A 25,924-nucleotide genomic window follows, 5' to 3' on the forward strand; every position below is an offset into this window, starting at 1 on the left:
CGATGGCAAAGCGTAAACGAGATATTCAGCTTAAATTCCGCGTCACACCGCAGGAACGGGAAATGATCGAAACGAAGATGGCGCAGTTCGGCACCACCAACATGGCGGCGTATCTCCGCAAGATGGCGATTGACGGATACGTGGTAAAGCTCGATCTCCCGGAGCTGCGGGAGCTGGTGTCCCTGCTTCGGTATTCCAGCAACAACCTCAATCAGCTCACCCGCCGCGCCCACGAGACGGGACGTATCTATGAGGCCGATCTGAAGGACATTCAGCAAAATCAGGAGCGGATATGGACGGCGGCGGAGAAAATCGTTTCCTCGCTGGCGGCGCTGAAATAAGTCGCAGGGGCGGCGGAATAACCGCCGCCCCTGCCCGTACAAAAGCAAAAGCCCCGACGCAAAACAGCATCGGAGCTTCTACGGTTCCAGATTATTTTCATTGAATAACGGCGAGGCAAAAAAGCTGCTCAGGTCGATCTCCAATCCCTGACAAAGCTCGTGGATGATCCGCAGCTTCATAGACGGGTATGCGCAGTTCACAAGATTACCGATGGTGGACTTCGGTACGCCGCTTTTCATATAAAGCTGATACTGCGTCATGCCCCGCTCCTGCATCAGCTCAACCAAACGCCTGCTGACGGCTTCATTCAACTGCAAGTACCACACCTCCCGTCCCTGTAACTGTACCAACATTATATTTCCCATCTGGAGAAAATTAGTTCAGGTAGCTGTACTAAAGCGAGATTCTGTGATATGGTTAGATGTCGGGCAAAAGGCGAAAACTATTCGTATGACTTTGCCGCATCCTTGCAAAACACCAATGAGCAAAGTATTCTAATATCAGAAAAAGATTTGACCGCTTGGAAAGGAGCTGCGGAACGTATGCTGACAAACGAAATTGTGCTGAAGGTATTTTCCGACTACCTCAACCGCGATACGGATTTTGAAGTTGTCCTAACCAGCAGAGGCTACACGGTCATGGGTTTTGACAACCACCGTCAGGACTGGAACACCGTAGACTATTGCCCTACGCCCGAAGCGCTGCGGGACTCTCTGTTGAACGCTTATGAGAGCTTCCGCGAGCTGGAGATCACGGGCGGTGATCGTGATTTGACTGCTACGGAAGAAGCGCTGCTTGCGGAAGAACGCTACGCATTGACCGCGCTCTGTGAAAAGGAGGCCGCAAAATGTTCATCCTGAAAATTCTCTTTGCGTCGCTGTCGCTTATCCTGTCCCTGTTCGTCTGGTTGTGCGCGGGGCTGCTGTCTTGTTCCGGCTTCGTGTTCAAGCTGGCAAGCGGACTGCTCTCCCTGCTGGCTTTCGCCGTGCTGATTACCTACTCCGTAAAGAACGGCATCATTCTCCTTATGCTGGCGTTTCTGATCAGCCCGATGGGACTTCCCATGCTGGCCGTGTGGGGGCTGGGCAAACTGCAAGACATGAACACCGCCATGAAAAACTTCATTCATAGTTAAAGCGCAAGCCGGGGCGAACGCCTCGGCTTGCTTTCCTAAAATTGTTGTTTACTTTCTTGCTAATCTCGAATATAATATTAGCAAGAAGGAAGTGATAACATGACCGCCTATGAACGGCTTGACCTGCTTTTTCAGCAAAACAATGGGATCCTCAAAACTGCGCAGGTTTTGGAAAACGGCATTGCCAAGTCTGTGTTTTATGCCTATGCAAAACAGCGCGGCGTGGAACAGGCCGCGCACGGCGTTTATGTTTCGCCTGACGCATGGACGGATGCCATGTACCTGCTGCACCTTCGCTGCGCGCAGGCCGTATTCTCCCATGAGAGCGCATTGTTTTTCCATGACCTGACCGACCGGGAGCCGAGTCCGTATTCCATTACGGTCAAGACCGGCTACAATCCTGCCAGCCTGCAAGCGGACGGCATCAAGGTTTATACCATTAAGAAAGAATTGCATGACGTAGGGATCGTCACGATGAACACGCCGTTCGGCAATCCCGTTCCGGTCTATGATATGGAGCGCACCATCTGCGATCTGATCCGCAGCCGCAGCGGGATCGAGATGCAGACCTTTCAGGATGCGCTCAAGCAATACACAAAACGAAAAGACAAGGACTTACGGAAGCTGATGCGCTATGCGCAGATGTTCCGTGTTGAAAAACTGCTTCGGCAGTATTTGGAGGTGCTTTTATGATAAAGACTGCACGGCAGCTCAAAGACCTGATCCGCAATCTCTCTAAGGATAAATCCGCAGATGCGCAAATCCTGATGCGCAATTACATGATGGAGCGTTTTCTGGAGCGCATTTCTCTCTCGGAATACCGGGACAAATTCATTCTCAAAGGCGGAATGCTGGTGGCTGCTATGGTCGGCCTTGACGCCCGCTCCACAATGGACATTGACGCAACCGTAAAAGGCGCAACGGTCGGCATCGAGGAAGTAGAGAATATGATCGCCTCCATCATCTCCGTGCCGGTGGACGATGGCGTGGAGTTCCGGGTGAAGCGCATTTCCGAGATCATGGACGAGGCTGAGTATCCGGGCATCCGCGTCAGCATGGAAACGGAGTTTGACGGCGTAATAACGCCGCTCAAGATCGACATTTCCACCGGCGACGCCATCACGCCCTGCGAGGTGCGTTACAGCTTCAAGCTGATGCTGGAGGATCGCTCCATCGAGATTTGGGCGTACAATCTGGAAACTGTTCTGGCCGAGAAGCTGGAAACCGTCGTGTCCCGTGCCACCGCCAACACCCGCATGAGAGATTTCTATGATCTGCACATTCTGAGCCAGCTCCACGGCCAGAGCATCGTCCCCGCCGATCTCCGTGCGGCGCTCATTGCAACGGCCAGGAAACGCGGTACTGAGAAGTACCTTGCCGATGCGCCTGCGGCCTTTGATGAAGTCGAGGCCGACCCGAACATGGAAAAGCTGTGGCGAGCTTATCAGAAGAAGTTCTCCTATGCTGCCGACCTGTCGTGGCATACGGTCATGGAATCCATCCGCAGCCTATATGAGCTGGTGTGGGAGTAATAGAGCTGCAAATCGGAAGTTATGATAGTGTCCATATGTATGGAGGAAGCGAATCATTTCATAAGGCTTTGAAATCCAAAGCGAGGGGTTTGATGAAGCCATCGATGAAAAAGATTGTACTATAGTTTTGAAACCAAAATAAAATTTTTGTAGATTTAGGGCAACAGCCAGTTGCTTGTGTTTGCCGGTGCGAATCATTATAATTAAATCAAGGTGGTGATATAAATGGAAACAAAAGATGTGATACTCGGTCTGAGAAACAAAGGCAATCTTTCTCAGGAAGAACTAGCTGAAAAGGTATTTGTAACTCGTCAGGCAGTTTCTCGTTGGGAAACGGGTGAAACAATCCCAAATACAGAAACCTTAAAACAGCTTTCAAAATTGTTCGACGTATCTATCAATACATTGTTAGGAACTCCGAGACAGCTTATTTGCCAATGTTGCGGAATGCCTCTTGACGATGAAACACTTAGCAAAGAACCAGATGGCGAATTTAATGAAGATTACTGTAAATGGTGTTACAGTGATGGTAAATTCACATATGAGAGCAAAGAACAGCTTATTGATTTTTGTGTAGAACATATGGCAAATGAGAATTGGCCTGCCGAGAAAGTCAGGGCACATATGGAGTCTTTAGTTCCTACGCTAAAGCATTGGAAGTAAAAAAACGAGAAATTCCTGTTTGTTGAACTATCAGTTTGCTTTTACCTCTTGCAAATTAACACATTTCAAACGGTCTGCTTCGGCAGGCCGTTTGACTTTTCAAGGAGGTGTCCCAACATGGCAACCACGCGCCTGATGCCTCTGCACACCGGCAAAGGCCGCGCGGTGGGACAGGCCATCAGCGCTATCATCGACTACACCGAAAATCCGCAAAAGACAGACGGCGGCAGGCTGATTACGAGCTGGCAATGCGACAGTAGGATCGCCGACGCCGAGTTTCTTTTCACCAAGAATCAGTACATTCAAAAGACCGGTAGAGTGCGCGGCGAGGATAATGTGATTGCCTACCATCTGCGGCAATCCTTTGTTCCCGGAGAGATCACACCGGAGGACGCGAACCGTTTGGGCTGTGAGCTGGCCAAGCGCTTCACCAAGGGCAATCACGCCTATATCGTCTGCACCCATATCGACAAAGCCCATATTCACAATCATGTGATATGGAACTCCACCGCACTCAGCCAGACCCGGAAATTCCGAAACTTTTGGGGCAGCAGCCGCGCCGTGCGGCGGCTTAATGATACCATCTGCATCGAGAACGGCTACTCCATCGTGGAGAATCCGAAGCGCCACGGCAAGAGCTACAACAAGTGGCTGGGCGACAAAAAGAAGCCCTCCCACCGGGAGCGGATATGCACAGCCATTGACGATGCACTGGCACAAAAGCCCGACAGCTTTGAAGCGCTGCTGGAGCTGCTGCGGCAGGCTGGGTATGAGGTCAAGGGCAAGAAAGTCCCGTCCCTGTTGGGCGGCAAACAGAAAAAGTCCATTCGCATGGATACCCTCGGTGACGGTTATACTCCCGCAGATCTCCGCGCGGTGATTGCAGGTGAAAAGGCGCATACGCCGCGAAAGAACGCCGCCGCGCCGGTCAAACCGGAAAAGCGCAGCGGGAATCTGCTGGTGGACATTCAGGCAAAATTACGCGCTGGCAAGGGTGCCGGTTATGCGCGTTGGGCGACGTTGTTCAATTTGAAGCAGATGGCACAGACGGTGGCCTATCTGCAAGACCATGAGCTTTTAGATTACGCCGTTCTCTCAGAGAAAGCGGCGGCAGCGTCTGCTCACTTCAACGAGCTTTCCGCAAGGATCAAATCTGCGGAAACACGCATGGCCGAGATTGCCGTGCTGCGGGAGCATATCGTGGGTTATACCAAGACCCGCGACACCTACGTTGCCTATCGCAAGGCCGGGTACTCCAAGAAATTTCTTGCAGAGCATGAAAGTGAGATCACGATCCATAAGGCCGCAAAGAACTATTTTGATGGACTGGGCCTCAAGAAGCTGCCCACCATCAAGGCGCTGAATACCGAGTACGCCGAGCTGCTGGCGGAGAAGAAATCCGTCTACGCCGACTACCGCAAGGCCCGTGAGGAAATGAAAGAGCTGCTGACGGCCAAGGCCAATATCGACCGTATTCTGGAGCTGGACAAGGAGCAGGAGGAAGCAAATGAACGACGGGAAAAAGAGGCGGAGCAGCGTTGAGCTGCCCGCCCACAAGCGATTTGCAAAATCGCGCAGCCGATGGATTTATCCATCGTTTCAGAACGCAAACTCTGTGTTCTGCGGGGATTGGGGCAGTGCCCCAACAAGCATGAAACAGGCGGGCTCCGTGTAAACGGAATCCGCCTGTTTTTGCAAAGTGGGTACCGCTTTGCATTGCTTGCCAGTTTCTTGTTCCCGTTCGTAACCCCTCTGAAGCCGTGGTTTTCGATGCCGCATATAGCGTAACGCTTCGCCTCGCACGCGGCCGGTTGACCGTGTCTGCGTCTGCGCCTCGTCGTACCCGAACTGCGCGACATGGCACTCTGCCCCTGCGGGAACGTCCCTGATTTTTTCTGTAGCAGCTTGCATTCGTGCTGAAAATTGACTTTCAGGCGTAAATCGTGTAAACTATATTAGTACATTAGTCACTGCTAACCGAAAAAAGGAGGGCATCCAATGATAAGCGAATACATGAACAACCTCTATCGGGATCTGCTCTCCAATTCACCGCAGACCGTAACGATCCCGATTCCTTCTGATATGGGAACCGGACAAATTGCGCAGGTGGTGACAAAACAGGGTGCCGTTGTTTCAGACTGGAAGATGAATTATTTTTCTGACATGAATGTGCGCGGGATTAACAGCGAGGACTATATTCAAATGCTGTTCTGCCTGAACGACGGCGTGTCGTGGAATATTGCAGGCAGCAGAGAGGGCGCTTGTCTTGCAAAGGGAGAATCCTGCATTTACCGTGGACACGGGAAAATGGAGTCTCTCTGTTATGCGCAAAACAGCGACTTCTATTTTAAGAACATCAAAATTCCCGTTCCATATTTCAAACGTTTATTACAGGACTACTTCGAGGATGGCGAGATTACCGTCTATGAAAAGAAACTGCTGACCGGAATTTCAAAGGTGAGCATAACGCCCTATATGGAGCATATTTTCGCAGAGTTACAAGACTTTACACATTATCGGGGTGGGCTTGGGTATCTGTTTCTGGAAAGCAAAATCCACGAATTGCTATCAGTATATTTGAGCGAAGTGTTGGAGCTGCGAATCCTCTCGCCGGAATACTGCTGCATATCAAAAAGTGAACGTGATTGCATCATCGAGGCAAAGAGAATCATTGACAGCGAGCTTGCCTTTGCGCCAAGCTGTGAAGGACTGGCAAGGCAGGTTCAAATCAGCGTCTCTAAATTATCAAGGGGATTCTCCATGATGTATGGCATTTCGGTTCATGCGTATGTTATTGAGCAGCGGTTAGAGCGAGCCGCAGGATTGTTATTGGAGAGCAATATGAACATTGGGCAGATAGCGGTTCTTGTGGGTTATACAAAGCCCAGCAACTTTTCTGCTGCATTTAAGAAAAAGTATGGAGTTATGCCAAAAGATTATCGAGAGGCTAGCCGAATCAAATAGGTGCTTTGCATACCCAAAATAAATACCGATTTTGGGTAGAATGAAATTGCTTTTGGGTTGGATATTGGGCATGAAATTGCTAAAATGCGTTGTGTGGTTAGAACACTCTAACCACACAACGCATTTTAATTTTAGGAGGAACAACCATGAATAAGAAGTTGAATGCAAAGGATTTTATCCTGATCGGCGTTCTGACTGCGCTCATGTGGATCATTTGCATGATTATCAGCACCGTAATGAGCATTGCCGGACCCGTTACCAACGTATTTTATCCTGCTGTCGTAGCAATCCCCAACGGAATCGTGATGATGCTGTTGCTGGCAAAAGTCCCGAAGAAAGGCGTGTTCACCATCTGCGGCACAATCCAGGGAATCCTGTTCCTGCTGGTCGGCGGATTTTGGCTTATCCCGGTTGCATTGATTGTAGGCGGTGCCATTTGTGATTTTTTGATTATGGGAAGAAAAGAAATCACAATGAAGTCCATGATGATTACCTACACGATTTTCAGCGGTATCTTTGCTTTTGGTGCAATTGTAGGGCCGATGAGCTTCCTGCAGGACGCTTTTGTAGGGGCGATGGAAAAGAACAACATTGCGCAGGAATACATAGATGGCATGATTAGCATTACATCTGGATTTATGCCTGTTGTCATTATAGTGGCTGCCTTGCTCGGTGGCTTGATTGGCGGTTACATCGGCCAGAAAGCATTGAAGAAGCACTTTATTAAGGCCGGACTTGTATCGGTGAAGTAACAGCTCCGAAAACTGACAGACGCCAGATTTGTCAGTAGAGTGCCTGAATCAAAAGCGGGGCTGCAATGTCAGCCCCGCTTGTTTTTGGAGAACAGTATGGAAGAAAACATAAAGAAACTCATTACACAAAGACAATTTCAAAGAACGGCAGCTTTAGACCCACGGTGCAAAGTTGCGCTGCTGATTATGATCGGATGTGTCAGTTATTTTCTGAATGGCGAAATTTGCAGTTTGGTACTTGTTGCATCTTTTGCGCTATTCATTGCTGTCGGCAATGGCGGAAAATGGGCCGCCAAGATGCTGATTTTTTATATTGTCATTGCCTATCTCAATGCCTTACTGCGGTATGTTTCTATTCCGGTACTCAGCGTGATCATGAGTGTGTTTGGTGTGACCATTTTGAAACTGGTTCCTATTGCAATGATGGGAATATGGATTTTGCACACAACACAAATGGATGATCTCATGGTATCGCTGCAACGCATGCGATTGCCGCAGGCTGTTACAATTCCGTTAGTGGTCATGTTCCGCTACATACCTACTTTACGGATTGAATACCGCATGATTCGTAATACAATGGACATTCGCGGCATCGGTGATACGGTATGGAAACAACTTATCCATCCGCTTGCTACGATTGAATATATTCTGATCCCTTTGCTGATGCGTTGCCTGAAAGTAACCGATGAATTAGCAGCATCCGGCACAACGCGGGGATTGGAACTGGAAGGAAAGAGATATGCGCTGAACCCTGTCCGTTTTTCGTGGAAAGAGTATGCAGTGACTGCGCTGGGAATTGTCTTTTTAGCGCTACTTCTGTTCCTCGACCATACCTCTATTGGGGAAATCATTATATGGAGGGTATAGCGATGATTACCTTTGATAATTTCTCTTTCCGCTATGAGGAAAGGGATAAATTTACATTGAAAGATCTGAACCTGACAATACAGACAGGCGAATTTGTTTTATTGACAGGTCGGAGCGGGTGCGGGAAAACTACCCTGATTCGCTGCCTGAATGGGTTGATTCCACATTTCTACCCCGGAGAGTCAAAGGGGGATATTCTGTTGGACGGACACTCTTTGCTGGAATTGAAGCCGTCTGATTTAGCGGGTAAGGTGGGGACCGTATTCCAAGATCCACGTTCACAGTTTTTTATGACAGATACCACACGGGAGCTTGCTTTCGGGTGCGAAAATATGGGGTATTCCCGTGAGGAAACCGTTGACCGCATTACAAAAGCGGTGCTGGATTTGGAACTAAGCGATTATCTGAACCGCAGTATTTTTGATTTATCCAGCGGCGAAAAGCAGCAGATCGCGATTGGTTCAGTCTATGCCCTTTTGCCTAAAGTGTATATCTTTGATGAACCGTCAGCGAATTTAGACTATGCTGCCACAAAACGTCTGGCAGAAACCATGAAGCGCCTGAAAGCTGATGGATATACCATTATTGTTGTTGAGCATCGTTTCTACTATTTGAGGGAGTTGCTTGACCGGGCATATCTGATTCAGGATGGCAGGCTTATACAGAGCTTCACAAGAGAACAGTTTTGCTCATTGTCCGATGAAACCCGTATCCAATACGGATTGCGTACAGTCTATCCAGAACGGGAGGCAGCGAAGTATCAGCTAAAACCGGCACATAAATCCAATGATGGATTGAGTGTAAGCAACCTCTCCTTTGCATATAAAAAGGGGCCGGATGTTTTACGGAATATCAATTTTGAAGCCCATAAAGGTGATGTGATTGGTATTTTGGGGCATAACGGAGCCGGAAAAACCACCTTGCTCTCGATTATGACAGGCCTTCTAAAAGAGAAAACCGGGAGTATCCGTTATAACGGCAAAAAGCTGTCCCCGCGCCAGAGAAGGAACCTGTCCTATCTTGTCATGCAGGATACCGATTATCAGCTTTTTGGCAGCAGCGTGGAAGAGGAATTATCATTAGGAATTGAAAATGACTGCTCCGGGAAAGTCACGGAAACTTTAGAGGCTCTGGAACTTGGCGCATACCGGGAGTGTCATCCTGCGTCCTTATCAGGAGGACAGAAACAGCGGGTGACGATAGGCGCTGCCATTGTCAAGGACAGTCCGGTCATCTATTTTGATGAACCCACCAGCGGCCTTGACTACGATTCTATGGTGAGGGTAAGCCATTTGATCGAGCAGCTTGCAGCAGCCGGTGTGATTATTTTCGTTGTGTCGCATGATTTTGAATTTATTACCCGCACCTGTTCAGAAGTGTTACAGCTTGATGGTCAGGATTCGATCAAGAATCAGGTCTTAACCCCGGAAATCTTGCTGTCACTTTCAAAACAATACTTTAATTGATTGGAGGCTTTGTTATGTTCAAGAAAGTATTTGAGTATGCCGGGCCGCACAAAAAGGACTTATATATAGCAACTTTCATCGTCCTGCTTAGCGTCCTGATGGGGGTACTTCCCTTTGTGCTGGCCTATCAGGTGATCTCGCCTCTTGTCATGGGCAATGCCGTTGATACCAAATATGTGTGCATACGGGTAATCGGCGTTTTGATCTGCCTTATTTTACAGGCCATTCTTTATGGCTGGGGACTGGATGTATCCCATAAGGCCGCTTATAGCACGCTGCTCCGGCTTCGCACTTCCCTGCAAAAGAGATTTGAAGCAGTTCCACTTGGATTTATCCAGGATAAGGGAACCGGCACAATTAAAAAGCTGTTTGTGGATGATGTGGACAGTCTGGAAGTATTGCTTGCCCACTCTTTGCCGGAGGGGATTGCAAACCTGATGATTCCGATTGCAATTTATGTTGCTATGTTTTTCATCGACTGGAAACTGGCCCTGCTATCTCTTGCGTCTATTCCGATCAGCTTTGCGGCTATGATGATTATGTATTCCGTTGGTATGAAGAAAATGGGGCCGTATTACATGGCTGGGCAGAAAATGAACAATACCATTATTGAGTATATCAACGGTATGGAAGTTGTGAAAGTGTTCAACAAGGACGCAGAATCCTATGAGCGTTTCCGCAAAGACATTTCCGATTATCGGGACTATACGCTGGAATGGTATAAGGCAGCATGGCCGTGGATGGCAATTTACAGCAGCCTTTTACCCTGTACGATTATCCTTACTCTGCCTTTGGGGGCATGGTTTGTACTTTGTGGATTCTCCACTCTGCCGGATTTGATTTTGGTGCTTTGCCTGTCGCTTAGTATTGGTATTCCGCTGCTGAAATCTTTGAGCTTTTTACCGACTATGCCGCAGCTCAATTATAAGATTGCCGCTTTGGAGCAAGTGTTGGAAACAGCGCCGTTACAGCAGACGGACGCCGTTTTTCATGGGAAGAATTACGACATTTGTTTCGATCACATTACATTCGGGTATGAGAAAAGTCAGCCGGGACCTGATGGACAGCCGATGGTAACAATGGATGAAGTTATCCATGATATTAGTTTTACTGCAAAGGAAGGACAGAAAACGGCCTTAGTTGGTGAATCCGGCTCCGGAAAAAGTACGTTGGCGAAACTGCTGATTCACTACTACGACCCGCAGCAGGGCAGCATTTCCATTGGTGGGCAAAAAATAACGGAAATGAGCTTAGAGGCATTGAACAGTCAGGTTTCCTACGTGGCGCAGGATCAGTATTTATTCAATACTTCCATTCTTGAAAATATCCGTATGGGGCGGCCAGACGCTACAGATGAAGAAGTCCTTGAAGCGGCGAAAAAAGCACAGTGCATGGAATTTCTTGAAAAGCTGCCGCAGGGGATTCATTCGATGGCGGGAGATGCCGGGAAAATGCTTTCTGGCGGTCAACGACAGCGTATTTCTTTGGCACGAGCCATTTTGAAAAACGCTCCTATCATCGTGTTGGATGAAGCGACTGCATATGCAGACCCGGAGAATGAGGAAAAGATGGAGGCTGCGATTGCGGAATTGGTAAAAGGCAAGACCTTATTTGTGATCGCCCACAAACTTCCTGCAATTATGAACGCCGATCAGATTTGTGTGATCGAACATGGCAAACTGGCGGCAACCGGCACTCATGCTGAACTGCTGGCAACCTGTGAGGAATACAAAAAACTGTGGAAAGCCTCGCAGGACAGCGCAGAATGGAAAGTCAACGCTGTAAAGGAGGGAAAATAAATGCTGGCACTATTTTCAAGAATCCTAAAACTCTCCGGCAAGTATAAGTGCCGGATTCAGGGGGCTTTCGTATGTGCTTTTCTCGAATCCATACTTTCAAAAATGCCTATCTTTTTAGCCTTTCTTGTGCTCTCTGGATTCTATCAGAAAACATTGACAGGCACAAAATGTCTGTATATCGGTATCGGACTTGTTGGCGTTGTGGCTGCGCAGGTGATTGTCCATTATCTCTGTGACAGACTGCAAAGCGCTGCCGGATATATGATTTTTACGGATAAGCGGATGGAGCTCGGCGGTCATCTCCGCAAGCTGCCGATGGGTTATTTTACTTCGGGCAACATTGGCAAGATCAGTTCGGTACTTAGTACGGATATGGTATTCATTGAAGAAATTGCCATGAGTACACTTGGCAATATGATGAGCTACATGCTCTCTGCACTTATCTTGCTGGTATTTATGTTCTTTCTGGACTGGCGGCTTGGTCTGGCTGCGGCTGCTGTAACGCTGCTAGCATGTTTTACCGCAAAAGGGATGAACAAGGTTTCCTTAAAAGAAGCAGCTTGCAGACAGGATCAAAGCGAACATTTGACGGACGCAGTTCTTTCCTTTGCAGAGGGGATTAGCGTAATTAAGAGCTATAACCTGATTGGCGAAAAGTCGGAGGAATTAACCGGGAATTTCAGACGTTCCAGAGATACATCCACTGCCTTTGAACGTAAAATGACGCCGTGGACAAGAGGTCTGAATATTTTGTACGCAGTCGGAATCGCCGCTATTTTTGCGCTTTCCGTTTGGCTTCAGCAAAGCGGTTCCCTTTCGCTGCCTTATCTGCTTGGCGTTCTGCTCTTTGTCTTTGATCTGTTCAGCCCGTTAAAGGCACTGTATGGAGAAGCCTCGCGCCTCACGGTTATGAACGCTGCTTTAGACCGTATTGAAGCGGTTCTGAATGAAACAGAGTTGCCGGACAAAGGGACGGCACATATTCCGAATGAAAGCTCCGGCCCACCGGAAATCTGTTTTGATAATGTGACTTTTGCCTATCAGGACAAGGAAGTCCTGCACAATATCAGCTTCTCTATGCAGAAGAATACCATGACCGCACTTGTGGGACCGTCTGGCGGCGGCAAATCCACGATTGTAAACTTACTGGCGCGTCTGTGGGATGTGAAATCCGGCAAAGTGACAATCCGTGGTACAGATATTCGGGATGTACCTCTCGCTGAACTGATGGAACAGATCAGCATGGTTTTCCAGAGGGTGTACTTGTTCCAGGATACCATTTACAACAATATCAGCATGGGTAAACCGGACGCTACTGAGGAAGAAGTCTATGAGGCTGCAAAAAAAGCCCGCTGCTATGATTTTATCATGGCGCTGCCGGATGGATTCCAGACAGTCATCGGTGAAGGTGGCGCAACCCTGTCCGGCGGCGAAAAGCAAAGAATTTCTATTGCCCGCTGCATTTTGAAAGACGCGCCGATTGTCATTCTGGATGAAGCGACTGCAAGTGTTGATACCGATAATGAAAGTTATATCCAGGAGGCAATCAATGAGCTGGTAAAGGGTAAAACATTGCTTGTGATTGCACACCGCCTGAATACCATCTGTCAGGCTGATCAGATTTTGGTGATTGCCGATGGACGGATCAGTGAACAAGGAACCCATGACGAGCTTATAGCAAAAGCCGGGATTTATCAGGATTTTGTAAATATCCGTAAAAAGTCCTCCGGCTGGAGCCTTGCATAAAGGAGACAATAGTGAAGATTCATGCGTCCGGAGAGGATTATCTGGAGGCTGTGCTGGTTCTTCAAAAGAATCACGGTGCTGTCCGCTCTATTGATGTTGCACGGCGTGTTGGAGTTTCAAAAGCCAGTGTAAGCTATGCGGTGTCGGCTTTGCGTGAAGGGGGCTTTTTAACGGTAGATAGTGATTACGTTTTGCATTTGACCGAAACAGGCCGGAATGTTGCCGAAAAAATTTATGAGCGGCATCAGTTCTTTACAGAGCAATTTATCGCAGCTGGCGTTGACCCTGAAATTGCAGAGCGAGATGCTTGCCGGATTGAACACGCCATCAGTCAGGACACCTTTGAAAAGATCCGGGATGCACACAAACAGGAAAAATAGGATACTAATGCCCGTCGTTCCAACTGTGCGGACAAGAGCAGCCAGTGGGGAAAATATAAGCCCACTGGCTGCTCTACATGAAAGACAATCATCGGCCCTTTTGTTTTCCCCTGTACATCACTTCAGCTTATCTGCGCTCATGCACAGGTCTATGTACCGTTGCGACTCTTCTTCACCCTTTCCTGCAAAGTAATCAAGAACGCACTTGGCAACGGTCTGCGGCGCTCTATCGTGGAACACGATTCCATCCAGACTGATGTCCATTTCTTCTGAGATCAGCGCAACCGTTTCAAATTTCGGATTGCTCTTGCACTTTTCAATCTCAATGACAGTTCGGGTACACATATTAAGCCGTTCCGCTAATTCGCGCTGCGTGATCTTTTTCTGCTCCCGCTTTTCACGAAGCTTTTGGGCGAACAGGTCAAGAAAGTTCATTGTAAATCACCTCTACTACATTGTAGAGTGAGCCTCAATTCACTTAAATACACATGAAGCTCACATTAAATGAGCCGCAAATCATATTCAGCGAGTTGGAGGTATTTTTATGATGTCACGGATGAACAGGAGATACTGCTAAGGCCGCTCGCGGTCATGTAAAAAAGCATAAGCACCGATTAGCCGTCCACTTCAAAAAGCACGCGGCTATCCCCCAGACGAGCTGCACTCACGAAAGCGAGTTGCAGCTCTCTTTTTATGCGGTTTGGTTCATCCGTGATTTAGCCCCTCCCGGTACAGTATTCGTTACTCATGTTTTCACTCGCACGCAAGGCGCTCGTTCAGGTCATCATGCCTGTTCGAGCGCCTTTTTACGTTTTCCTGTCGGCTGTCGTTCTCCGCCGGTGTTGGTCTGGTTCACCACCCACCCAACACCGAAACGGAGGACATATTATGTTTAACAGAAAGAGCAGCTATGCGCTGAACAAGAAAGACCCCAACGCTATCGTTTACATGGATGCCAACGAAGCCATCATCCGCCTAACCCGCGAGGACTTTGCCAGCGAGGAAGAATTTCTGAAATGGAAGTCCCTGTCGGATGCAGACTATCATGCTTCCGAGAAAGAGGATCATGTCTACGCTAATCATACCCTTGCACTGGACGAGCTTTCCGAGGAAGCAGCATCTATTCCCGCTGCGGATGTCTGCATGGAGCAGGCGCATGACCGGATGGCGGAAATCCGCCGTAGCACCCAAAAGGTTACGCAAATCAGGAAGCACCTGACGGACACTCCTTTCCGAGTTTTTGGTAGTTCAGTCCGTGGGAGGTCTGCGCGCCCCGGTTCTCGCTCTGGTTGTAGCTGTCAATGGTTTCCTTGCCCAGCACCTCCGCGATCTCCTTGGCGTTCTTGCCACGGCCACTAAGGAACAGCGTACAGTCGCAGTTGTCGGAAATGATTTCCGCCGCGTCCTTGTAAATGGCCTTTAGCTGCGACTGGCTCTGCAAAATAATAGAAGCCGATATCTCACGGCTTCGGATGGTGGCGATCAGCTTGTCAAAGTTCGGTATCTGGCCGATGTTGGCAAACTCGTCCAGGATCAGACGGACATGGACAGGCAGCCGCCCGCCGTATTTGTCATCGGCCCGGTCACACAAAAGGTTTATGAGCTGGCTTTGCACCATTGCCAGAATGAAATTAAAGGTCGTGTCCGTGTCCGACATAATCAGGAACAGGGCTGTTTTTTTATCCCCGATGGTGTCAAGTTCCAGTTCGTCGTCCTCCATCAGCTCCCGCACCTCCCGGATGTCAAAGGGCGCTAATCTGGCTCCGCAGCTTATCAAAATGGAGCTGCGGGTCTTGCCCGCCGACAGCAGGAATTTACGGTACTGGCGCACCGCAAAATGTTCCGGGTCTTTTTCTTCCAGCCGTTCAAACATCTGGTCTACCGGGGATTGAAATTCCGGGTCGTCCTCGCGGGCTTCGCTGGCATTTATCATTTCAAGCAGCGTAGTGAAATTCATTTCATCGTCTGGCGCTTCGTACCAGATATAGCCAATGAGGGCCGAATACAGCAGGCGTTCCGATTTGATCCAAAAATCCTCGGCGCTCTTTTCGCCCTCGCCCTTGGTGTTGCAGATCAGCGTGTTTACCAGCTTCAAAATGTCCTTTTCCGAATGGATGTAGCGAAACGGGTTGTAGCGCATACTCTTGGAAAAGTTAATGGTATTCAGCACTTTTACCCGGTAGCCGCACCGCACAAGGAGCTGGCCCACCTCGCCGATCAGACTTCCTTTCGGGTCAGTAATCACGAATGAGGTCGGGTAGTCCTTGGACACGCACTGCATGAGGTTGGGCTTCACAAAGAACCGGGTCTTGCCGCTGCCGGAACCGCCGATCACCAGCACATTTTTGTTCCGGGCGGTCTTGGGGTCTTTGGGCCGGTTGTTCATGGTGAGGCGTTCCGTCTGGGTCAGGAGGATGTTGTTGTCAAACACCGGGTCGATGTACGGGGCTATATCTTTGGGGCCTCCCCAACGGGCGCTGCCGTACTCGACGCCCCGGCGGTATTTCTTGGCGTTCTTGCTCTTGCAGTACACTATCAGCCGCAATGCCACCGCACCGGCCACGCCCACCGCCAGATCGAACAGGTGGAAGCTGGGGGCGGCGCTTTCAAAGGCAAGGGAAAAGCCGTCCGCAAGGTGCAGCAGCTTTTCCGACAAGTCCGCCCCAGCCGCCAGCCGGTAGGTCTGTCCCAGCTTGCCGAACAGGTACACAAACAGCAGGTAGGGCAGGTTGGCGATTATCAGCTTTTTCATTTCCGGCTTCATCGTGACAGCCCCCTTTCCTTGATTTTCTCCTTGGCCTGCTGGCTGCTTCTGGCCGCTGCCTTTTCTTTCAGGACGGCAAGGGTTTTTCGGATGGAGGGGCGTTCCTGCTGTTGGAGCTTCTTGGCTGTAAACTCCTTAAACGCCTGTTCCAGATTGTCCGCCTGCTTGGATTTGAAGATCACGATATACCGGGGCGGATGGGTAGTGCGGTCTTTCCGCAGGGTAAAATCAATGTCGTATTTCTTGGCGCAGGGCTTAAACAGGCCAATGTTGGCGTCGGTGATCTCAATGTTGGACAGGGCGGAACCGTCCTTTTTGAGCTGCCGTAAGCTCTGCTGGCCGTGATGGGCCTTACCCGTCCCTTTCTGCCGGGCGGACAGATATTTTCGGATGGCCGCTTGCAGCACTTGGGCGGTGAGCTTGCCCGTCTTAACCGCTAACGCTATGGTTTTCTGGTCTACTTCTTCCTGCAACTGCTATCCCTCCTTTGGAAAGTCAGCAGGCAGGCGGATGGCTTAAATCCGCACCCGCAGGCCGGAGAGGTCGTCGGCATGGATTCCTACCAGATACCAGTTCTCGGCCATCTCAATGCGGGTCGGCCTCCATCTGCCGCCCACCATCACATCAAAAGTTTCTCCGCAGTGCAGGCCGCCGTAATAGTCCGCAAGGTCAAAGCGGATGTCGTAGCGGTCTGTCTGCTCGTCAAAAATCAAAGCACCCTGTTTCATAGGGCCGTCCTCCTTTCTCGTCGTCACAAGCTCCATATCGCTTGTTTCCACGCAAGCGTGAAAAGCTCGCTCATTTCGCTGTTCCTCCTCTCCCCACAAAATCACCGATTTTGCGGGGTTCCCCAACTGCCTGTGTTCATGTCATGGGCCACCAGCGCCGTGTAATAGCCGTTGATGGTGCTTGGGGCGTTGAACAGAACCGCCAGCAGGTATTTTTTGATGTTCCGTATTTCCGTGGTGTTTTTGCTGATACAGTCAAAGACAAACTCAATGTGAGAGCTGTTCAGCTTCATCAGCTTGGATTTCACCAGCTCGGCGGGGTAATCGTCCCCGGCAATGCGGATAGTCTTTCGGGCGCTGCATACGGTTTCCACCAGCAAGTCCACAATCTCGTCCAGCATATCCCGGTCAATCCCCTTGGCGTACTGGCAAAGGTGTTCATACTCGATGTTGTCCTTGATGATCTCCCGATAAATCTCTACGGCGCTCTGTGATTTCGCTCCCGTTACTTTCCGTTCCGGCGGCGCAGCCGCTTCTTCCCCCAAAGGAGAGGGAGGGGAAAGGATAGGAATGGAATCGGTATTTGATCCATCTGTAATTGATTTCTCTTTACTTGATCTATCTTTATTTAATTGCGTTGGTTTTTCCTGCGTAGGCTTTTCCTGCGTTGGATTATCCAATGTTGGATTTTCCAATGTAGGTGAATCCGGCACAGGCTGGGGCTGTTCGTAAATGATGTAATCCGCCCCGCGCAGGCGGCCTTGGCTGTCACGCTCACGGGAACGCACGATATAGCCCGCCTGTTCCAGCTCCCGGACAGCCGCCCGGATCGCGTCGATCTGCTCCCGGTTGATAAGGGACAAGCCTTTCAGCGTAAAATCCCAATCCTCCGGCAAGGACAGCATTTGCGACAGCAGGCCCTTGGCTTTCAGGGACAAGTCCTTGTTCCGCAGGTGGTGGTTGGACATCACCGTGTAGCCCCGGTTTTTCTCCACTCGAAAAACTGCCATCTCGTCGTCCACTCCTTTCACTTGAAATTTCACCGCGCCGTCAAGGGCGGTGAGCTTGCCCGGCTGGTAGGGACATTCCTCATACACACAAAACTGGTACTTCCAGTGCGGGCGGTAGAAACGGCAGGTGCCGCAGCCCTCCGGCGCTCCGGCCTCGCCACTGTCAAAATGATCTGCGCCCGGCCTCGTCTGCATGAGCTGTTCAAAGGCCCGGTCGCTGCCGGAAGTAAAGTACATAGGCGGTCGCCTCCTTTCTGGTTTTGGGCGCAAAAAAGCGGCGTCCTGATCTCCCCAAAGGGGAAAAGAGAACGCCGCTGTCTGCGGTGTCGTATTCAATTTTCGATGTGTCACTATTTGGGCGGTGGGCTTCACGGGAGGAAGAAGCGTGTCAAAGCTCAATCCGAAAGTAGTAAATCGGTAGTAAATTCAGTTCTTATATCCCGTGAAATGCCCGTGTTTCCGGGCTTTTTGGAGATAATCAGAGTTGTTATATTAAAATTATCGTTGTAGTTCCCTTCTCGGCTATGACTCTAAATGGCCGGATCAGAGTAAACATAGATTGAAAAAGCTGATCCAAAACGCAAACGATTCTATTGTTATTTCACATTCTGCGGATGTTTCCAGTTATAAAAAAAGGAATTACTATATGGTCGATCATGCAGAGTACCTCATCGGTGTGTTTGATAATCAGAAAAAGCTGCGTTCAGGCACAGCACAGACAGTCAACTATGCCTTGCATCAGGGAAAAGTAATCACTCTGATCCATCCAGACACTATGGAGATAACAGCCCCTGCGCCTTAACAAATTCACAAAAATTTTTCATTAGCATTTCCAACAAAATATTTTCATTGAAGGGGTGCTGTGATATAATAAGATATAAAACTACGCTCAGAATAAATGGTGCCGCTATGAACAAATATATTGGACAGCAATTTGCTGCTTTAAGATACGAAAAAAATATTTTGGTTGTTGAAGAAACTACATCTGCTGGTGGATGCGGCTCCTTCAACGCGGCTTCTTCATGTCCTGCGTCAGCCTGTCTTTATGACAGTGCGGCGTGGGGCTTTTTTATTGCCTGAAAGGAGTATGAGAACATGAGTCTGAAATATACCTGCCCCAGCTGTGGAACCCCATTGGGTTATGAGGGATTGTGTTGGAAATGTAAGTGCGAGCAAGAACGGCAAGCTGCTCTGGCCTGGATGCCGGAACAAATTGTCGAAAAACAAAGAAACTTGATACAGAACATCCAGAGGCTGGCTGATATGGAGGACCCAGAGTTCGCCGACTTTTGGCAGCTGCTTGGCTACCATGATGCCATCACCCCGGAGATTCAGCGAGTGGCACTGGCCGCAGAGGTGTTCTGGCCCTGTGAGATCTATTATCATGCTCCCGCCGATGTGCGGGATGGTCTGATCCATGCGCTGTTGTCCGCAGAATATTCCAGCGCGGCCTCCAACCTGATGAGTTGCCTTGCTATGCAAGGAGATGACAAGGCAATGGAGACTCTGCTGGAGCTGGAGCGAAATCCCCGGCCCCGGCGCAAGGGCCTCTATGTAGACCCATCCAGCTATGCGCAGATCGGAGGCTGGACCTTCGACAAGGAGGGCCAGAAAATCCAGCTCAACTTCGATACCTGCTATCCTATGGTCAAAGGAACCACCAGCGAGAAATCTCCCGTCCGCATTGGCCGGGCACGGGAGGACACATGCCCCCACTGTGGCGGACGCATGGTGGACATGCTGGTGCTGGATGGCCGGGATGAGCGGCTGAAATTTCTGGGGTTGGATGGTATTCTGACTGCCACCTGCTGCCCCAACTGTGTGGGATTCTTGAAAGGTCCAGCCTTTAACAGTTTTACCCTGGATGGCGGCGTGGAAGTCTTTCCCTCCGAGCTCTTTGACGGGGCGGAGAAAACGGATTGCTATGTCAGTCCCGAGGACTACAAGGCCCTCACGGAAAATCCCTTTGTGCTGGGCGAAGCGCCCGTGCCCCTGTTTTACGGTGCGGCCTGCCAGGATGTGAACACGGTGGGTGGCTTTGCCAACTGGGTACAGGACGCGGAATATACGACCTGCCCCCACTGCGGGAAACCTATGAAATATCTGGCCCAGATCCAGTGGGATACGGTGTTTGACTGTGCGGAGGGCACGCTCTATGTGGAATTCTGCCCGGACTGCCATATCGTGTCCATGCAGCACCAGCAGACCTAAAAAAGTCGCACGGTATGAAAAGAGAAATACCAGCAGGTATTTGCGTAAGGAGGCGTCCACTATGTGCGAGCACTGCCGAAACATTCAAACATGGAGAAAATTTGACGCCCCAAAGGACTATCTGGCCTGTATTGCTTACATTCAGCAGTTGGTGTCGGAGGGGGAATTTGAACTGATGCAAGAGGAATCCACCTGCCCACTGGAGAAGGTAAAGACAGAGGATGGCTGGGCAGACAAAATTATGGCTCACATGATTAGGTGCAAGCACTGCGGCCAGATCTTCACCTGTGTGGTCAACACCTGGCGAGGCAGCGAACACTTCAAAAAAGGCAAAGGATGACACGGAAAAGGCGGTGAAATGATGAATCAGGCAGAAAAAGCAGAGCTGCTGGAGCAGCTTGAGCAATGGAATAAGAAGGACGAGTATTCCCGGTGTATCCGGGCCATCGAAGCCATCCCGGAACAGGAGCGGGGCTATCTGCTGACCGTCAAGCTGAGTCGGGCTTACAGCAATCTGGCGGTGCTGGGAGATCATGGAGAGCATGGGACCGACGGTGAAGTGGACGGGGATCTCATCCGACACGCCATTGAGCTGCTGGAGTCCGTCCGCGCCCAGGGTGAGAACGATCCCTACTGGAACGCCCGGATGGGCTATTCCTGCCTGATGGCATACCGTTCCGCCGCCTCCGCCTATGAATACGCCAAGCACTGGCTGGCCCTGGTCCCGGATGACCCAGCCGCCCAAAAACTGGTTCGGGACTGCGAGGAATATCTGGAGGAGGAAAAAGCTCTGGAGCTAGATTTAAAAGAGCGGGAGGAAATCATCCGAAAGGAAACTCCCGATGATGTAAAAAAAGGGGGGGGGTATCTGTAAATGAACAGCGAACAGATCACAGCATTTTTACAAGAGCATTGGTACATTGCCTCGGTGCTCATCGGGGCCGTGATTTTGTTTGGAGCGATCCGCAACTGGAACTGGCTCTGCGACCCCACTGGTACGCGGGATGCCCATCGACACAGCAGAGGATACCGGCGTGTGGTTTTCTTTCTGCTGGGTGTCCTCTTGATTGTGGTGAGTATCTGGGGATTTGTGCTGAAATTGAAATAGGAGGAGAAAGACTATGATGACTGAGAAATATCCCACCTGGCTCATCGGCCATGTGAAAGAATGGGCGGAGAAGCGTTTGCCCACCGTGATACTTTGTTCCACCACCGGCAATGAACTGCTGGAGGTTTGGTATTACGGAGATCTGCTCACGGTGAAAGGAGAACCCCAATCCTATATCATAGATAGCGACGAGGCCCCCGGACTGGTGACAGCCCGTGACCCGGAGAGCGGCGAGGAGTTCGTCATCTTTGACGGTGGACGGCATGGCTACGACAATATGTTCTGCGATGAACATGATCCATCCGAGCTGGAGCACCGCCCCCTCAAGCGGTATGAGATCCCCGCCTCCAAGTTGGTGCTGGAGCTGGGGTACAGCGTGGACTACGAGGACGAAAAAGAAGACTTCGAACCGGATGAGGCGGATACTGTGGAACTGATTAACGGCGAGCGTATGCCTTGGGAACAGGTCAAGCGGGACGGCATCGACTATATCGCCCTTTACTATGTGAACGAGGAAGGAAAACAAGTCCAGATACTGGACGCAGAGTTGGCATGAGTATGGTAATTCAATCTTTTGACAATCTGCACGACAACAGAGTCCTGCGCTGCTGCGCTGATTTTGAAGCCCATACCCTGCACATGGATACCCGGACCGAGGCCGGAGAGAAAGTATCCGTTCGCTTCACCGGCCTGCTGGCCCACTGGTTTGAAAATGTGGTCCAGGACAACATCCTCTTCGGCATGGACGAGATCACCGTGGACGGTTTTTTTGAACAGTACAAAGACCTGCTGGGCAGGACCATCTCTTACGGCTTTCCCGCCTGCTGCAGCATCGAGGAACTGCGGAAGCGCATGGAACGGGAGCACATCCGGGTATTTGTCATTGACTCATCCCTTGGGCTGTGCGGATTTGTCCTGGCTAAGGAGGTGGAACTGCAATGTCAATCACTGCTTATAAAATAGAAGTCGTCGGCCATGACCGAACCGGCGAAGATTATGGCTATGTAAATATCATGTACCGCTATGGCAACAAGCAGTCCTGTCCTCGGCCAGATCAATGTGAAAAGATAGAGGTCATGTGGGCGGATGAGAGCGTCTACGGGCCGCCTGCTCCTGGCAGCAAGGTGGGCGACTTTATACAGACATGGCTGATAGGCTCCTGGGACTGCGGAGTATTTACCCACCGGGAGATCGCCCAGCGGCTCATGGATACCTTTACCGGTCTGAAGCTCAAGGAACTGGCGTGGTTTGAGAACCCCAGAGAAAAGACTCTGAAAAACGGAAAGCCCCGTGCGCGCCGGGCCAAGTGGCTACCGGACCGGGAGGTGGATCTGGTCTACCTCTATTCTGACCGCTATCTTGACGCCAGAAATCCCTCTCCCGCCGAAACCGACTTCTTCACCGTCACAAGGATGGATGCCTGGGGCGTGAGCACCTGGTTCATGTGTACCCCACAGGCCGCTGAAAAGCTGATCGCCATGGATTACGATAATCTGGCTATCCAGGAAACCACCATTGTGGGATAAAAGGAGAATGCGGCATGATTGGAACAGATGAAAACCGGGCGGCGCTTCATGTGGAGGTCATCTTCTGGAGCGGCAAACGAAAAATACCACCCAGCCTGGTCAGTGGAAAGTATTGTCCCCATTTTGTGGTCACAGGAACTACAGAATATTTGGGTGTATGCTTTCTGGACGGAACCGAGTGTACATTTGATACACCAGCTTTGGGAAATGCCCAACCCCTATATCCAGATACCATTGACTATGCCCCGCTGGAAAACAATGCGGAATTTTTGATCTATGAGGGAGCCAATGCCGTTGGCAAGGGCCGGGTGCTGGGCCGAACCGTTCCCTATAAAGTGAAACAACAACGAAAGCAGGTGCCTTATGTACCAAATTGCATATATTGGCCGCTGGGAGACCCTTCCGGAAACGGCTGCTGCCATCTGTGACCATGACACTCCCAAGTTGGAGGCGTTGCTACAAGGCGGTCTGGATTTAGATGTTCCCATCCAGCTCAGCGAATACATCAAGCTGATGCCATTGGAGATCGCGGTTTTTCGGAATGATGTGCCCATGATCCACTTCCTGCTGGAGCATGGAGCTGATCCCGGTCTGGCAGAGGAACAGCCCCTGCTGCTCACCGCCGCCCGCTGTTGTGGGCCGGAGGTGGTGGCGCTCTTTGCTGGACAGGCCGCAAAACTCAGCTCGAAGCAGAAAGAGCGGGCCTTCCAGGAAGTACGCTGGGGACAGCGAGCGGAGAATATCCAGGTGCTGGAGCAAGCTGGGATCACAGTGGACAAGTTTGGCGGCGAGGCATTCCGGGCCGCTGTGTCCGAGGGCAACACCAAACTTGCCCGGCTGCTTCTGGAAAAAGGGGCAGACATCAATTACCACAAGCCGGACATGGTGTTTCCGAACGCCCCCACCGCTGTCACCGAAGCGGCTCGGCATAAGAATCTCCCCATGGTGCGCTGGCTCATTGAGCAAGGAGCCGACATCACCATTGCTGACAAATACGGCGACCGGCCTTACACCGTGGCGGTGCAGAACAAGAATCAGGAGATGGCCGACTACCTGAAAGCCCTGGAGCCGGAGGAATGGCACAACAAGCAGGAAAAGATCCGGCAGCTTATGCCCTACAAGCTGCCTGCCAAGCTGGTGGAATACTTGAAGACCGGCCCCCTGCGGCTGGAGTTCCCGGATCAGGAATGGGTGAAGTGGGCGGAGCTCTACTCCTTCATGGATGTGCAGGAGATGACCTGGAAACGGAAGAAGCTGCTCTCCCTGATGGTGCAGATGGACAACTACAGCGACTATCTGCTGCTGTGGAGCCCCAGGGACAAAAAACTGTGGTATCTGGACATCGAGCATGAGGAATTCCACCCTCTGGCCAAATGGGATGACTTCATCGCAGATCCCGGACGATATCTGAACGGGATGATCGAGGGTGAGTTTGAGGAATAAGGAGCAAGACCATGACATCCATAGACTTTCTGAACAAGGTACATAAAAGCCTGGACTCCCAGGAATATAACCTCTCTTATTCTCCGGCCAAGTCCAAGAATTATATGCTGTACTGCAATGGTAACTTTATCGGTGGTCTGTTCGACGAGGAGTTGTGCTTCGTCTACGCCGACAGTGTGAGTGAACTGCTGGGGCAGCCGGAACCCGTCTACCACGGCTACTCCAGCACCGCCCAGCACAGGATGCTGGTGATCCCGGAGGAACATTGGGCGAAGGCGCTGAAACTTCTCTATGCCGAGAAATTTGATTGGAGCCGTTTGGTGTACGACATCACCTACACCAGCATCGGCGCGGCTGTGGTGGAGGACTTCTACGACGAGAATGTGGTATTCCTGCGCTTCTGCTTTGAAAAGGAACTGCTGAAAAAGGACCCTCTGGACCGGCAGGGCCGTATCCTGCGGATGGTCTATCTCAATCAGGATCTGACAAAAGCGGGCAAATATCTGTTCCCCAGACTGATGCAGAAGTTTCTTGTTTTTACAGATCGCAACGGAAAGACCAGTCTGGAAACCATGCTGAAACGGTGGTACACCCAGCTTGAAAAGGAATACCGCAATCATATAGAGGGATGAGGAGAATGATCTATGTTTGAAGAATTTTATGAGATGTACGAGTCCGAGGAGCAGGAAGTGGTCGCTTTGATCAATCGCTGCATTGGGGGCGGATTTAACTGGAAAGGTAACTTTTGGGAAATGACCGTTGTGACGCTGGGCATAGTGTCCTGTGACACCGGCAAGGTCAGCACCAAAGAGGAGCGACTGGATTGGCCGGTCACCGACGAGGAGCGTCACAGTGACAAGGGCTGGGGACGCTTTCAAAACGAGCAGATCTGCCGCCTGAAGATTCGCCGGATGAAAGAAGAATGGGCAAAGGATCTGGTGGTGCAGCCCTGGTGTATCTCCCAGGTGGTCAAGGCCCACGAGGACTGCCCGGAACTCCAGGCCGTTCTGGACGAGTACCACAAGCCAGTGGTGATCCAGGACCAGGTGCTGGGAGAACTGACACTGGACAAGGACTATGATACCTTCGAGGGCGAAATCCAGTGGTGCGGAAAGGATGTGAGCCTTTCTCTGGAGGTCAATGCCGAAAGCAAGCCCTCCTGGACCCGCGCCCGTAGCGCCGCCAAAAAGCTGCTGGCCGACTGTGACACCTGGGATAAGGCCATGCGGGAGCTTGCAGCCAAGAACCTGACCGAGCTGGCCAACAACTGGCTCTCCCAAGATGAGGAAAACCCCCGCAATCCGGAAACCGACCCCATCACAGAGGACGAACTTGCCCGGCGAATCAGCCTGACGAGTCTATCCGTCACCTCCGGCGGCAGCTTCACTGCCTGGTTTGACTGCGACGAGATGTTCACCGACCATGCGGTGACGGTCTACGGCTCCTTGAAAAAGGGCCTCAAAACTGCCAACATTGAGGGGTAAGGAG

At 50.7% G+C, this 25,924-nt stretch carries 31 protein-coding genes and 2 pseudogenes; 27 read left to right on the forward strand and 6 right to left on the reverse strand.

The window, feature by feature from the left end; genetic code table 11:
- Positions 1-2: 2 nt before the first annotated feature.
- Positions 3-341: a plasmid mobilization protein gene (locus ACGHP1_RS11380; RefSeq protein WP_316521944.1), complete on the forward strand. Its 339-nt coding sequence runs from the start codon at positions 3-5 to the stop codon at positions 339-341.
- A 78-nt stretch (positions 342-419) separates the two neighbouring features.
- Here ACGHP1_RS11380 and ACGHP1_RS11385 read toward each other — a convergent pair whose 3' ends face one another.
- Positions 420-659 carry a helix-turn-helix transcriptional regulator gene (locus ACGHP1_RS11385; protein ID WP_316521948.1) on the reverse strand — a complete coding sequence of 80 codons (240 nt, stop codon included), beginning with the start codon at positions 657-659 and terminating at the stop codon, positions 420-422.
- Positions 660-884: 225 nt separating this feature from the next.
- Here ACGHP1_RS11385 and ACGHP1_RS11390 point away from each other — a divergent pair, with 225 nt between their 5' ends.
- From ACGHP1_RS11390 to ACGHP1_RS11450, 13 genes are all read left to right on the forward strand, one after another.
- Positions 885-1,202, forward strand: coding sequence for a hypothetical protein (locus tag ACGHP1_RS11390; protein WP_390509465.1), 318 nt, complete (start codon positions 885-887; stop codon positions 1,200-1,202).
- Entirely contained in the window at positions 1,190-1,477 is a 288-nt protein-coding gene (locus ACGHP1_RS11395) for a CD1845 family protein (protein ID WP_390509466.1), read from the forward strand. The genes ACGHP1_RS11390 and ACGHP1_RS11395 overlap by 13 nt, the downstream gene beginning before the upstream one ends.
- A 99-nt stretch (positions 1,478-1,576) precedes the next feature.
- Entirely contained in the window at positions 1,577-2,170 is a 594-nt protein-coding gene (locus tag ACGHP1_RS11400) for an abortive phage infection protein (protein WP_390509467.1), read from the forward strand.
- On the forward strand, positions 2,167-3,009 hold the full coding sequence (locus tag ACGHP1_RS11405; protein WP_390509469.1) for a nucleotidyl transferase AbiEii/AbiGii toxin family protein: 843 nt from the start codon (positions 2,167-2,169) through the stop codon (positions 3,007-3,009). The genes ACGHP1_RS11400 and ACGHP1_RS11405 overlap by 4 nt, the downstream gene beginning before the upstream one ends.
- Positions 3,010-3,234: 225 nt before the next feature.
- Entirely contained in the window at positions 3,235-3,672 is a 438-nt protein-coding gene (locus ACGHP1_RS11410) for a zinc ribbon domain-containing protein (RefSeq protein WP_390509470.1), read from the forward strand.
- Positions 3,673-3,789: 117 nt separating this feature from the next.
- A complete protein-coding gene (locus ACGHP1_RS11415) occupies positions 3,790-5,214 on the forward strand; it encodes a relaxase/mobilization nuclease domain-containing protein (protein ID WP_390509471.1) in 1,425 nt (474 codons plus the stop codon).
- A 456-nt stretch (positions 5,215-5,670) separates the two neighbouring features.
- Entirely contained in the window at positions 5,671-6,636 is a 966-nt protein-coding gene (locus tag ACGHP1_RS11420; RefSeq protein ID WP_390509472.1) for a helix-turn-helix domain-containing protein, read from the forward strand.
- A gap of 146 nt (positions 6,637-6,782) precedes the next feature.
- Positions 6,783-7,388 carry an MptD family putative ECF transporter S component gene (locus ACGHP1_RS11425; RefSeq protein ID WP_390509473.1) on the forward strand — a complete coding sequence of 202 codons (606 nt, stop codon included), beginning with the start codon at positions 6,783-6,785 and terminating at the stop codon, positions 7,386-7,388.
- Between the two features lie 96 nt (positions 7,389-7,484).
- Positions 7,485-8,255 carry an energy-coupling factor transporter transmembrane component T family protein gene (locus ACGHP1_RS11430; RefSeq protein WP_390509474.1) on the forward strand — a complete coding sequence of 257 codons (771 nt, stop codon included), beginning with the start codon at positions 7,485-7,487 and terminating at the stop codon, positions 8,253-8,255.
- Between the two features lie 2 nt (positions 8,256-8,257).
- A complete protein-coding gene (locus ACGHP1_RS11435; RefSeq protein WP_390509476.1) occupies positions 8,258-9,721 on the forward strand; it encodes an ABC transporter ATP-binding protein in 1,464 nt (487 codons plus the stop codon).
- A 14-nt stretch (positions 9,722-9,735) separates the two neighbouring features.
- Positions 9,736-11,520 carry an ABC transporter ATP-binding protein gene (locus ACGHP1_RS11440; RefSeq protein ID WP_390509477.1) on the forward strand — a complete coding sequence of 595 codons (1,785 nt, stop codon included), beginning with the start codon at positions 9,736-9,738 and terminating at the stop codon, positions 11,518-11,520.
- Entirely contained in the window at positions 11,521-13,266 is a 1,746-nt protein-coding gene (locus tag ACGHP1_RS11445; protein ID WP_390509479.1) for an ABC transporter ATP-binding protein, read from the forward strand. It begins immediately after the preceding gene.
- 11 nt (positions 13,267-13,277) lie between these two features.
- Entirely contained in the window at positions 13,278-13,646 is a 369-nt protein-coding gene (locus ACGHP1_RS11450) for a metal-dependent transcriptional regulator (RefSeq protein ID WP_055270715.1), read from the forward strand.
- Between the two features lie 117 nt (positions 13,647-13,763).
- Here ACGHP1_RS11450 and ACGHP1_RS11455 read toward each other — a convergent pair whose 3' ends face one another.
- The 5 genes and pseudogenes from ACGHP1_RS11455 to ACGHP1_RS11475 all read right to left on the reverse strand — a co-directional run bounded on the left by ACGHP1_RS11455 (position 13,764) and on the right by ACGHP1_RS11475 (position 18,385).
- Positions 13,764-14,081, reverse strand: coding sequence for a helix-turn-helix domain-containing protein (locus ACGHP1_RS11455; protein ID WP_021633225.1), 318 nt, complete (start codon positions 14,079-14,081; stop codon positions 13,764-13,766).
- A gap of 781 nt (positions 14,082-14,862) precedes the next feature.
- Positions 14,863-16,410: pseudogene (locus ACGHP1_RS11460) on the reverse strand (VirD4-like conjugal transfer protein, CD1115 family); the annotation flags it as partial.
- On the reverse strand, positions 16,407-16,883 hold the full coding sequence (locus tag ACGHP1_RS11465; protein ID WP_055200123.1) for a PcfB family protein: 477 nt from the start codon (positions 16,881-16,883) through the stop codon (positions 16,407-16,409). The pseudogene ACGHP1_RS11460 and the gene ACGHP1_RS11465, both read right to left, overlap by 4 nt.
- A gap of 42 nt (positions 16,884-16,925) precedes the next feature.
- Positions 16,926-17,138: a DUF5348 domain-containing protein gene (locus tag ACGHP1_RS11470; RefSeq protein ID WP_003819042.1), complete on the reverse strand. Its 213-nt coding sequence runs from the start codon at positions 17,136-17,138 to the stop codon at positions 16,926-16,928.
- 101 nt (positions 17,139-17,239) lie between these two features.
- A complete protein-coding gene (locus ACGHP1_RS11475) occupies positions 17,240-18,385 on the reverse strand; it encodes a DUF6017 domain-containing protein (RefSeq protein ID WP_390509481.1) in 1,146 nt (381 codons plus the stop codon).
- A 254-nt stretch (positions 18,386-18,639) separates the two neighbouring features.
- On the opposite strand from ACGHP1_RS11475, the pseudogene ACGHP1_RS11480 reads away from it, so the two are divergent.
- The 13 genes and pseudogenes from ACGHP1_RS11480 to ACGHP1_RS11540 all read left to right on the forward strand — a co-directional run.
- A pseudogene (locus tag ACGHP1_RS11480) lies at positions 18,640-18,950 on the forward strand (SLOG family protein); the annotation flags it as partial.
- 107 nt (positions 18,951-19,057) lie between these two features.
- Positions 19,058-19,228, forward strand: a complete 171-nt coding sequence (locus tag ACGHP1_RS11485; protein WP_008723379.1) for a hypothetical protein — start codon at positions 19,058-19,060, stop codon at positions 19,226-19,228.
- 15 nt (positions 19,229-19,243) lie between these two features.
- Positions 19,244-20,359, forward strand: a complete 1,116-nt coding sequence (locus ACGHP1_RS11490; RefSeq protein WP_390509482.1) for a hypothetical protein — start codon at positions 19,244-19,246, stop codon at positions 20,357-20,359.
- A gap of 61 nt (positions 20,360-20,420) precedes the next feature.
- Positions 20,421-20,699 carry a hypothetical protein gene (locus tag ACGHP1_RS11495; protein ID WP_156072587.1) on the forward strand — a complete coding sequence of 93 codons (279 nt, stop codon included), beginning with the start codon at positions 20,421-20,423 and terminating at the stop codon, positions 20,697-20,699.
- An 18-nt stretch (positions 20,700-20,717) separates the two neighbouring features.
- On the forward strand, positions 20,718-21,233 hold the full coding sequence (locus ACGHP1_RS11500) for a hypothetical protein (RefSeq protein ID WP_390509483.1): 516 nt from the start codon (positions 20,718-20,720) through the stop codon (positions 21,231-21,233).
- Entirely contained in the window at positions 21,234-21,467 is a 234-nt protein-coding gene (locus ACGHP1_RS11505; protein WP_006773021.1) for an immunity 17 family protein, read from the forward strand.
- 13 nt (positions 21,468-21,480) lie between these two features.
- On the forward strand, positions 21,481-22,023 hold the full coding sequence (locus ACGHP1_RS11510; RefSeq protein WP_120081519.1) for a hypothetical protein: 543 nt from the start codon (positions 21,481-21,483) through the stop codon (positions 22,021-22,023).
- Positions 22,020-22,430: a hypothetical protein gene (locus ACGHP1_RS11515; RefSeq protein ID WP_024739412.1), complete on the forward strand. Its 411-nt coding sequence runs from the start codon at positions 22,020-22,022 to the stop codon at positions 22,428-22,430. Before ACGHP1_RS11510 ends, ACGHP1_RS11515 begins: the two co-directional genes overlap by 4 nt.
- Entirely contained in the window at positions 22,406-22,993 is a 588-nt protein-coding gene (locus tag ACGHP1_RS11520) for a hypothetical protein (protein ID WP_002569149.1), read from the forward strand. The genes ACGHP1_RS11515 and ACGHP1_RS11520 overlap by 25 nt, the downstream gene beginning before the upstream one ends.
- 14 nt (positions 22,994-23,007) lie before the next feature.
- Positions 23,008-23,421: a hypothetical protein gene (locus ACGHP1_RS11525; protein ID WP_390509484.1), complete on the forward strand. Its 414-nt coding sequence runs from the start codon at positions 23,008-23,010 to the stop codon at positions 23,419-23,421.
- Positions 23,357-24,436, forward strand: coding sequence for an ankyrin repeat domain-containing protein (locus tag ACGHP1_RS11530; RefSeq protein WP_097791864.1), 1,080 nt, complete (start codon positions 23,357-23,359; stop codon positions 24,434-24,436). Before ACGHP1_RS11525 ends, ACGHP1_RS11530 begins: the two co-directional genes overlap by 65 nt.
- Positions 24,437-24,447: 11 nt before the next feature.
- Positions 24,448-25,068, forward strand: coding sequence for a hypothetical protein (locus ACGHP1_RS11535; protein ID WP_097838497.1), 621 nt, complete (start codon positions 24,448-24,450; stop codon positions 25,066-25,068).
- A gap of 12 nt (positions 25,069-25,080) precedes the next feature.
- Positions 25,081-25,920, forward strand: coding sequence for a DUF2262 domain-containing protein (locus tag ACGHP1_RS11540; RefSeq protein WP_097838498.1), 840 nt, complete (start codon positions 25,081-25,083; stop codon positions 25,918-25,920).
- Positions 25,921-25,924 lie beyond the last annotated feature (4 nt).

The organism is Faecalibacterium sp. i21-0019-B1, assembly GCF_042852915.1.
Lineage (GTDB): Bacteria > Bacillota > Clostridia > Oscillospirales > Ruminococcaceae > Faecalibacterium > Faecalibacterium taiwanense.

Excerpts from the sequence above, each read along its gene's own strand:
- ACGHP1_RS11380 (WP_316521944.1), top strand. The coding sequence starts at position 3 with ATGGCAAAGCGTAAACGAGATATTCAGCTTAAATTCCGCGTCACACCG.
- ACGHP1_RS11390 (WP_390509465.1), top strand. The coding sequence starts at position 885 with ATGCTGACAAACGAAATTGTGCTGAAGGTATTTTCCGACTACCTCAAC.
- ACGHP1_RS11395 (WP_390509466.1), top strand. The coding sequence starts at position 1,190 with ATGTTCATCCTGAAAATTCTCTTTGCGTCGCTGTCGCTTATCCTGTCC.
- ACGHP1_RS11400 (WP_390509467.1), top strand. The coding sequence starts at position 1,577 with ATGACCGCCTATGAACGGCTTGACCTGCTTTTTCAGCAAAACAATGGG.
- ACGHP1_RS11405 (WP_390509469.1), top strand. The coding sequence starts at position 2,167 with ATGATAAAGACTGCACGGCAGCTCAAAGACCTGATCCGCAATCTCTCT.
- ACGHP1_RS11410 (WP_390509470.1), top strand. The coding sequence starts at position 3,235 with ATGGAAACAAAAGATGTGATACTCGGTCTGAGAAACAAAGGCAATCTT.
- ACGHP1_RS11415 (WP_390509471.1), top strand. The coding sequence starts at position 3,790 with ATGGCAACCACGCGCCTGATGCCTCTGCACACCGGCAAAGGCCGCGCG.
- ACGHP1_RS11420 (WP_390509472.1), top strand. The coding sequence starts at position 5,671 with ATGATAAGCGAATACATGAACAACCTCTATCGGGATCTGCTCTCCAAT.
- ACGHP1_RS11425 (WP_390509473.1), top strand. The coding sequence starts at position 6,783 with ATGAATAAGAAGTTGAATGCAAAGGATTTTATCCTGATCGGCGTTCTG.
- ACGHP1_RS11430 (WP_390509474.1), top strand. The coding sequence starts at position 7,485 with ATGGAAGAAAACATAAAGAAACTCATTACACAAAGACAATTTCAAAGA.
- ACGHP1_RS11435 (WP_390509476.1), top strand. The coding sequence starts at position 8,258 with ATGATTACCTTTGATAATTTCTCTTTCCGCTATGAGGAAAGGGATAAA.
- ACGHP1_RS11440 (WP_390509477.1), top strand. The coding sequence starts at position 9,736 with ATGTTCAAGAAAGTATTTGAGTATGCCGGGCCGCACAAAAAGGACTTA.
- ACGHP1_RS11445 (WP_390509479.1), top strand. The coding sequence starts at position 11,521 with ATGCTGGCACTATTTTCAAGAATCCTAAAACTCTCCGGCAAGTATAAG.
- ACGHP1_RS11455 (WP_021633225.1), bottom strand. The coding sequence starts at position 14,081 with ATGAACTTTCTTGACCTGTTCGCCCAAAAGCTTCGTGAAAAGCGGGAG.
- ACGHP1_RS11470 (WP_003819042.1), bottom strand. The coding sequence starts at position 17,138 with ATGAAACAGGGTGCTTTGATTTTTGACGAGCAGACAGACCGCTACGAC.
- ACGHP1_RS11475 (WP_390509481.1), bottom strand. The coding sequence starts at position 18,385 with ATGTACTTTACTTCCGGCAGCGACCGGGCCTTTGAACAGCTCATGCAG.
- ACGHP1_RS11485 (WP_008723379.1), top strand. The coding sequence starts at position 19,058 with ATGAACAAATATATTGGACAGCAATTTGCTGCTTTAAGATACGAAAAA.
- ACGHP1_RS11490 (WP_390509482.1), top strand. The coding sequence starts at position 19,244 with ATGAGTCTGAAATATACCTGCCCCAGCTGTGGAACCCCATTGGGTTAT.
- ACGHP1_RS11495 (WP_156072587.1), top strand. The coding sequence starts at position 20,421 with ATGTGCGAGCACTGCCGAAACATTCAAACATGGAGAAAATTTGACGCC.
- ACGHP1_RS11500 (WP_390509483.1), top strand. The coding sequence starts at position 20,718 with ATGATGAATCAGGCAGAAAAAGCAGAGCTGCTGGAGCAGCTTGAGCAA.
- ACGHP1_RS11505 (WP_006773021.1), top strand. The coding sequence starts at position 21,234 with ATGAACAGCGAACAGATCACAGCATTTTTACAAGAGCATTGGTACATT.
- ACGHP1_RS11510 (WP_120081519.1), top strand. The coding sequence starts at position 21,481 with ATGATGACTGAGAAATATCCCACCTGGCTCATCGGCCATGTGAAAGAA.
- ACGHP1_RS11515 (WP_024739412.1), top strand. The coding sequence starts at position 22,020 with ATGAGTATGGTAATTCAATCTTTTGACAATCTGCACGACAACAGAGTC.
- ACGHP1_RS11520 (WP_002569149.1), top strand. The coding sequence starts at position 22,406 with ATGTCAATCACTGCTTATAAAATAGAAGTCGTCGGCCATGACCGAACC.
- ACGHP1_RS11525 (WP_390509484.1), top strand. The coding sequence starts at position 23,008 with ATGATTGGAACAGATGAAAACCGGGCGGCGCTTCATGTGGAGGTCATC.
- ACGHP1_RS11530 (WP_097791864.1), top strand. The coding sequence starts at position 23,357 with ATGTACCAAATTGCATATATTGGCCGCTGGGAGACCCTTCCGGAAACG.
- ACGHP1_RS11535 (WP_097838497.1), top strand. The coding sequence starts at position 24,448 with ATGACATCCATAGACTTTCTGAACAAGGTACATAAAAGCCTGGACTCC.
- ACGHP1_RS11540 (WP_097838498.1), top strand. The coding sequence starts at position 25,081 with ATGTTTGAAGAATTTTATGAGATGTACGAGTCCGAGGAGCAGGAAGTG.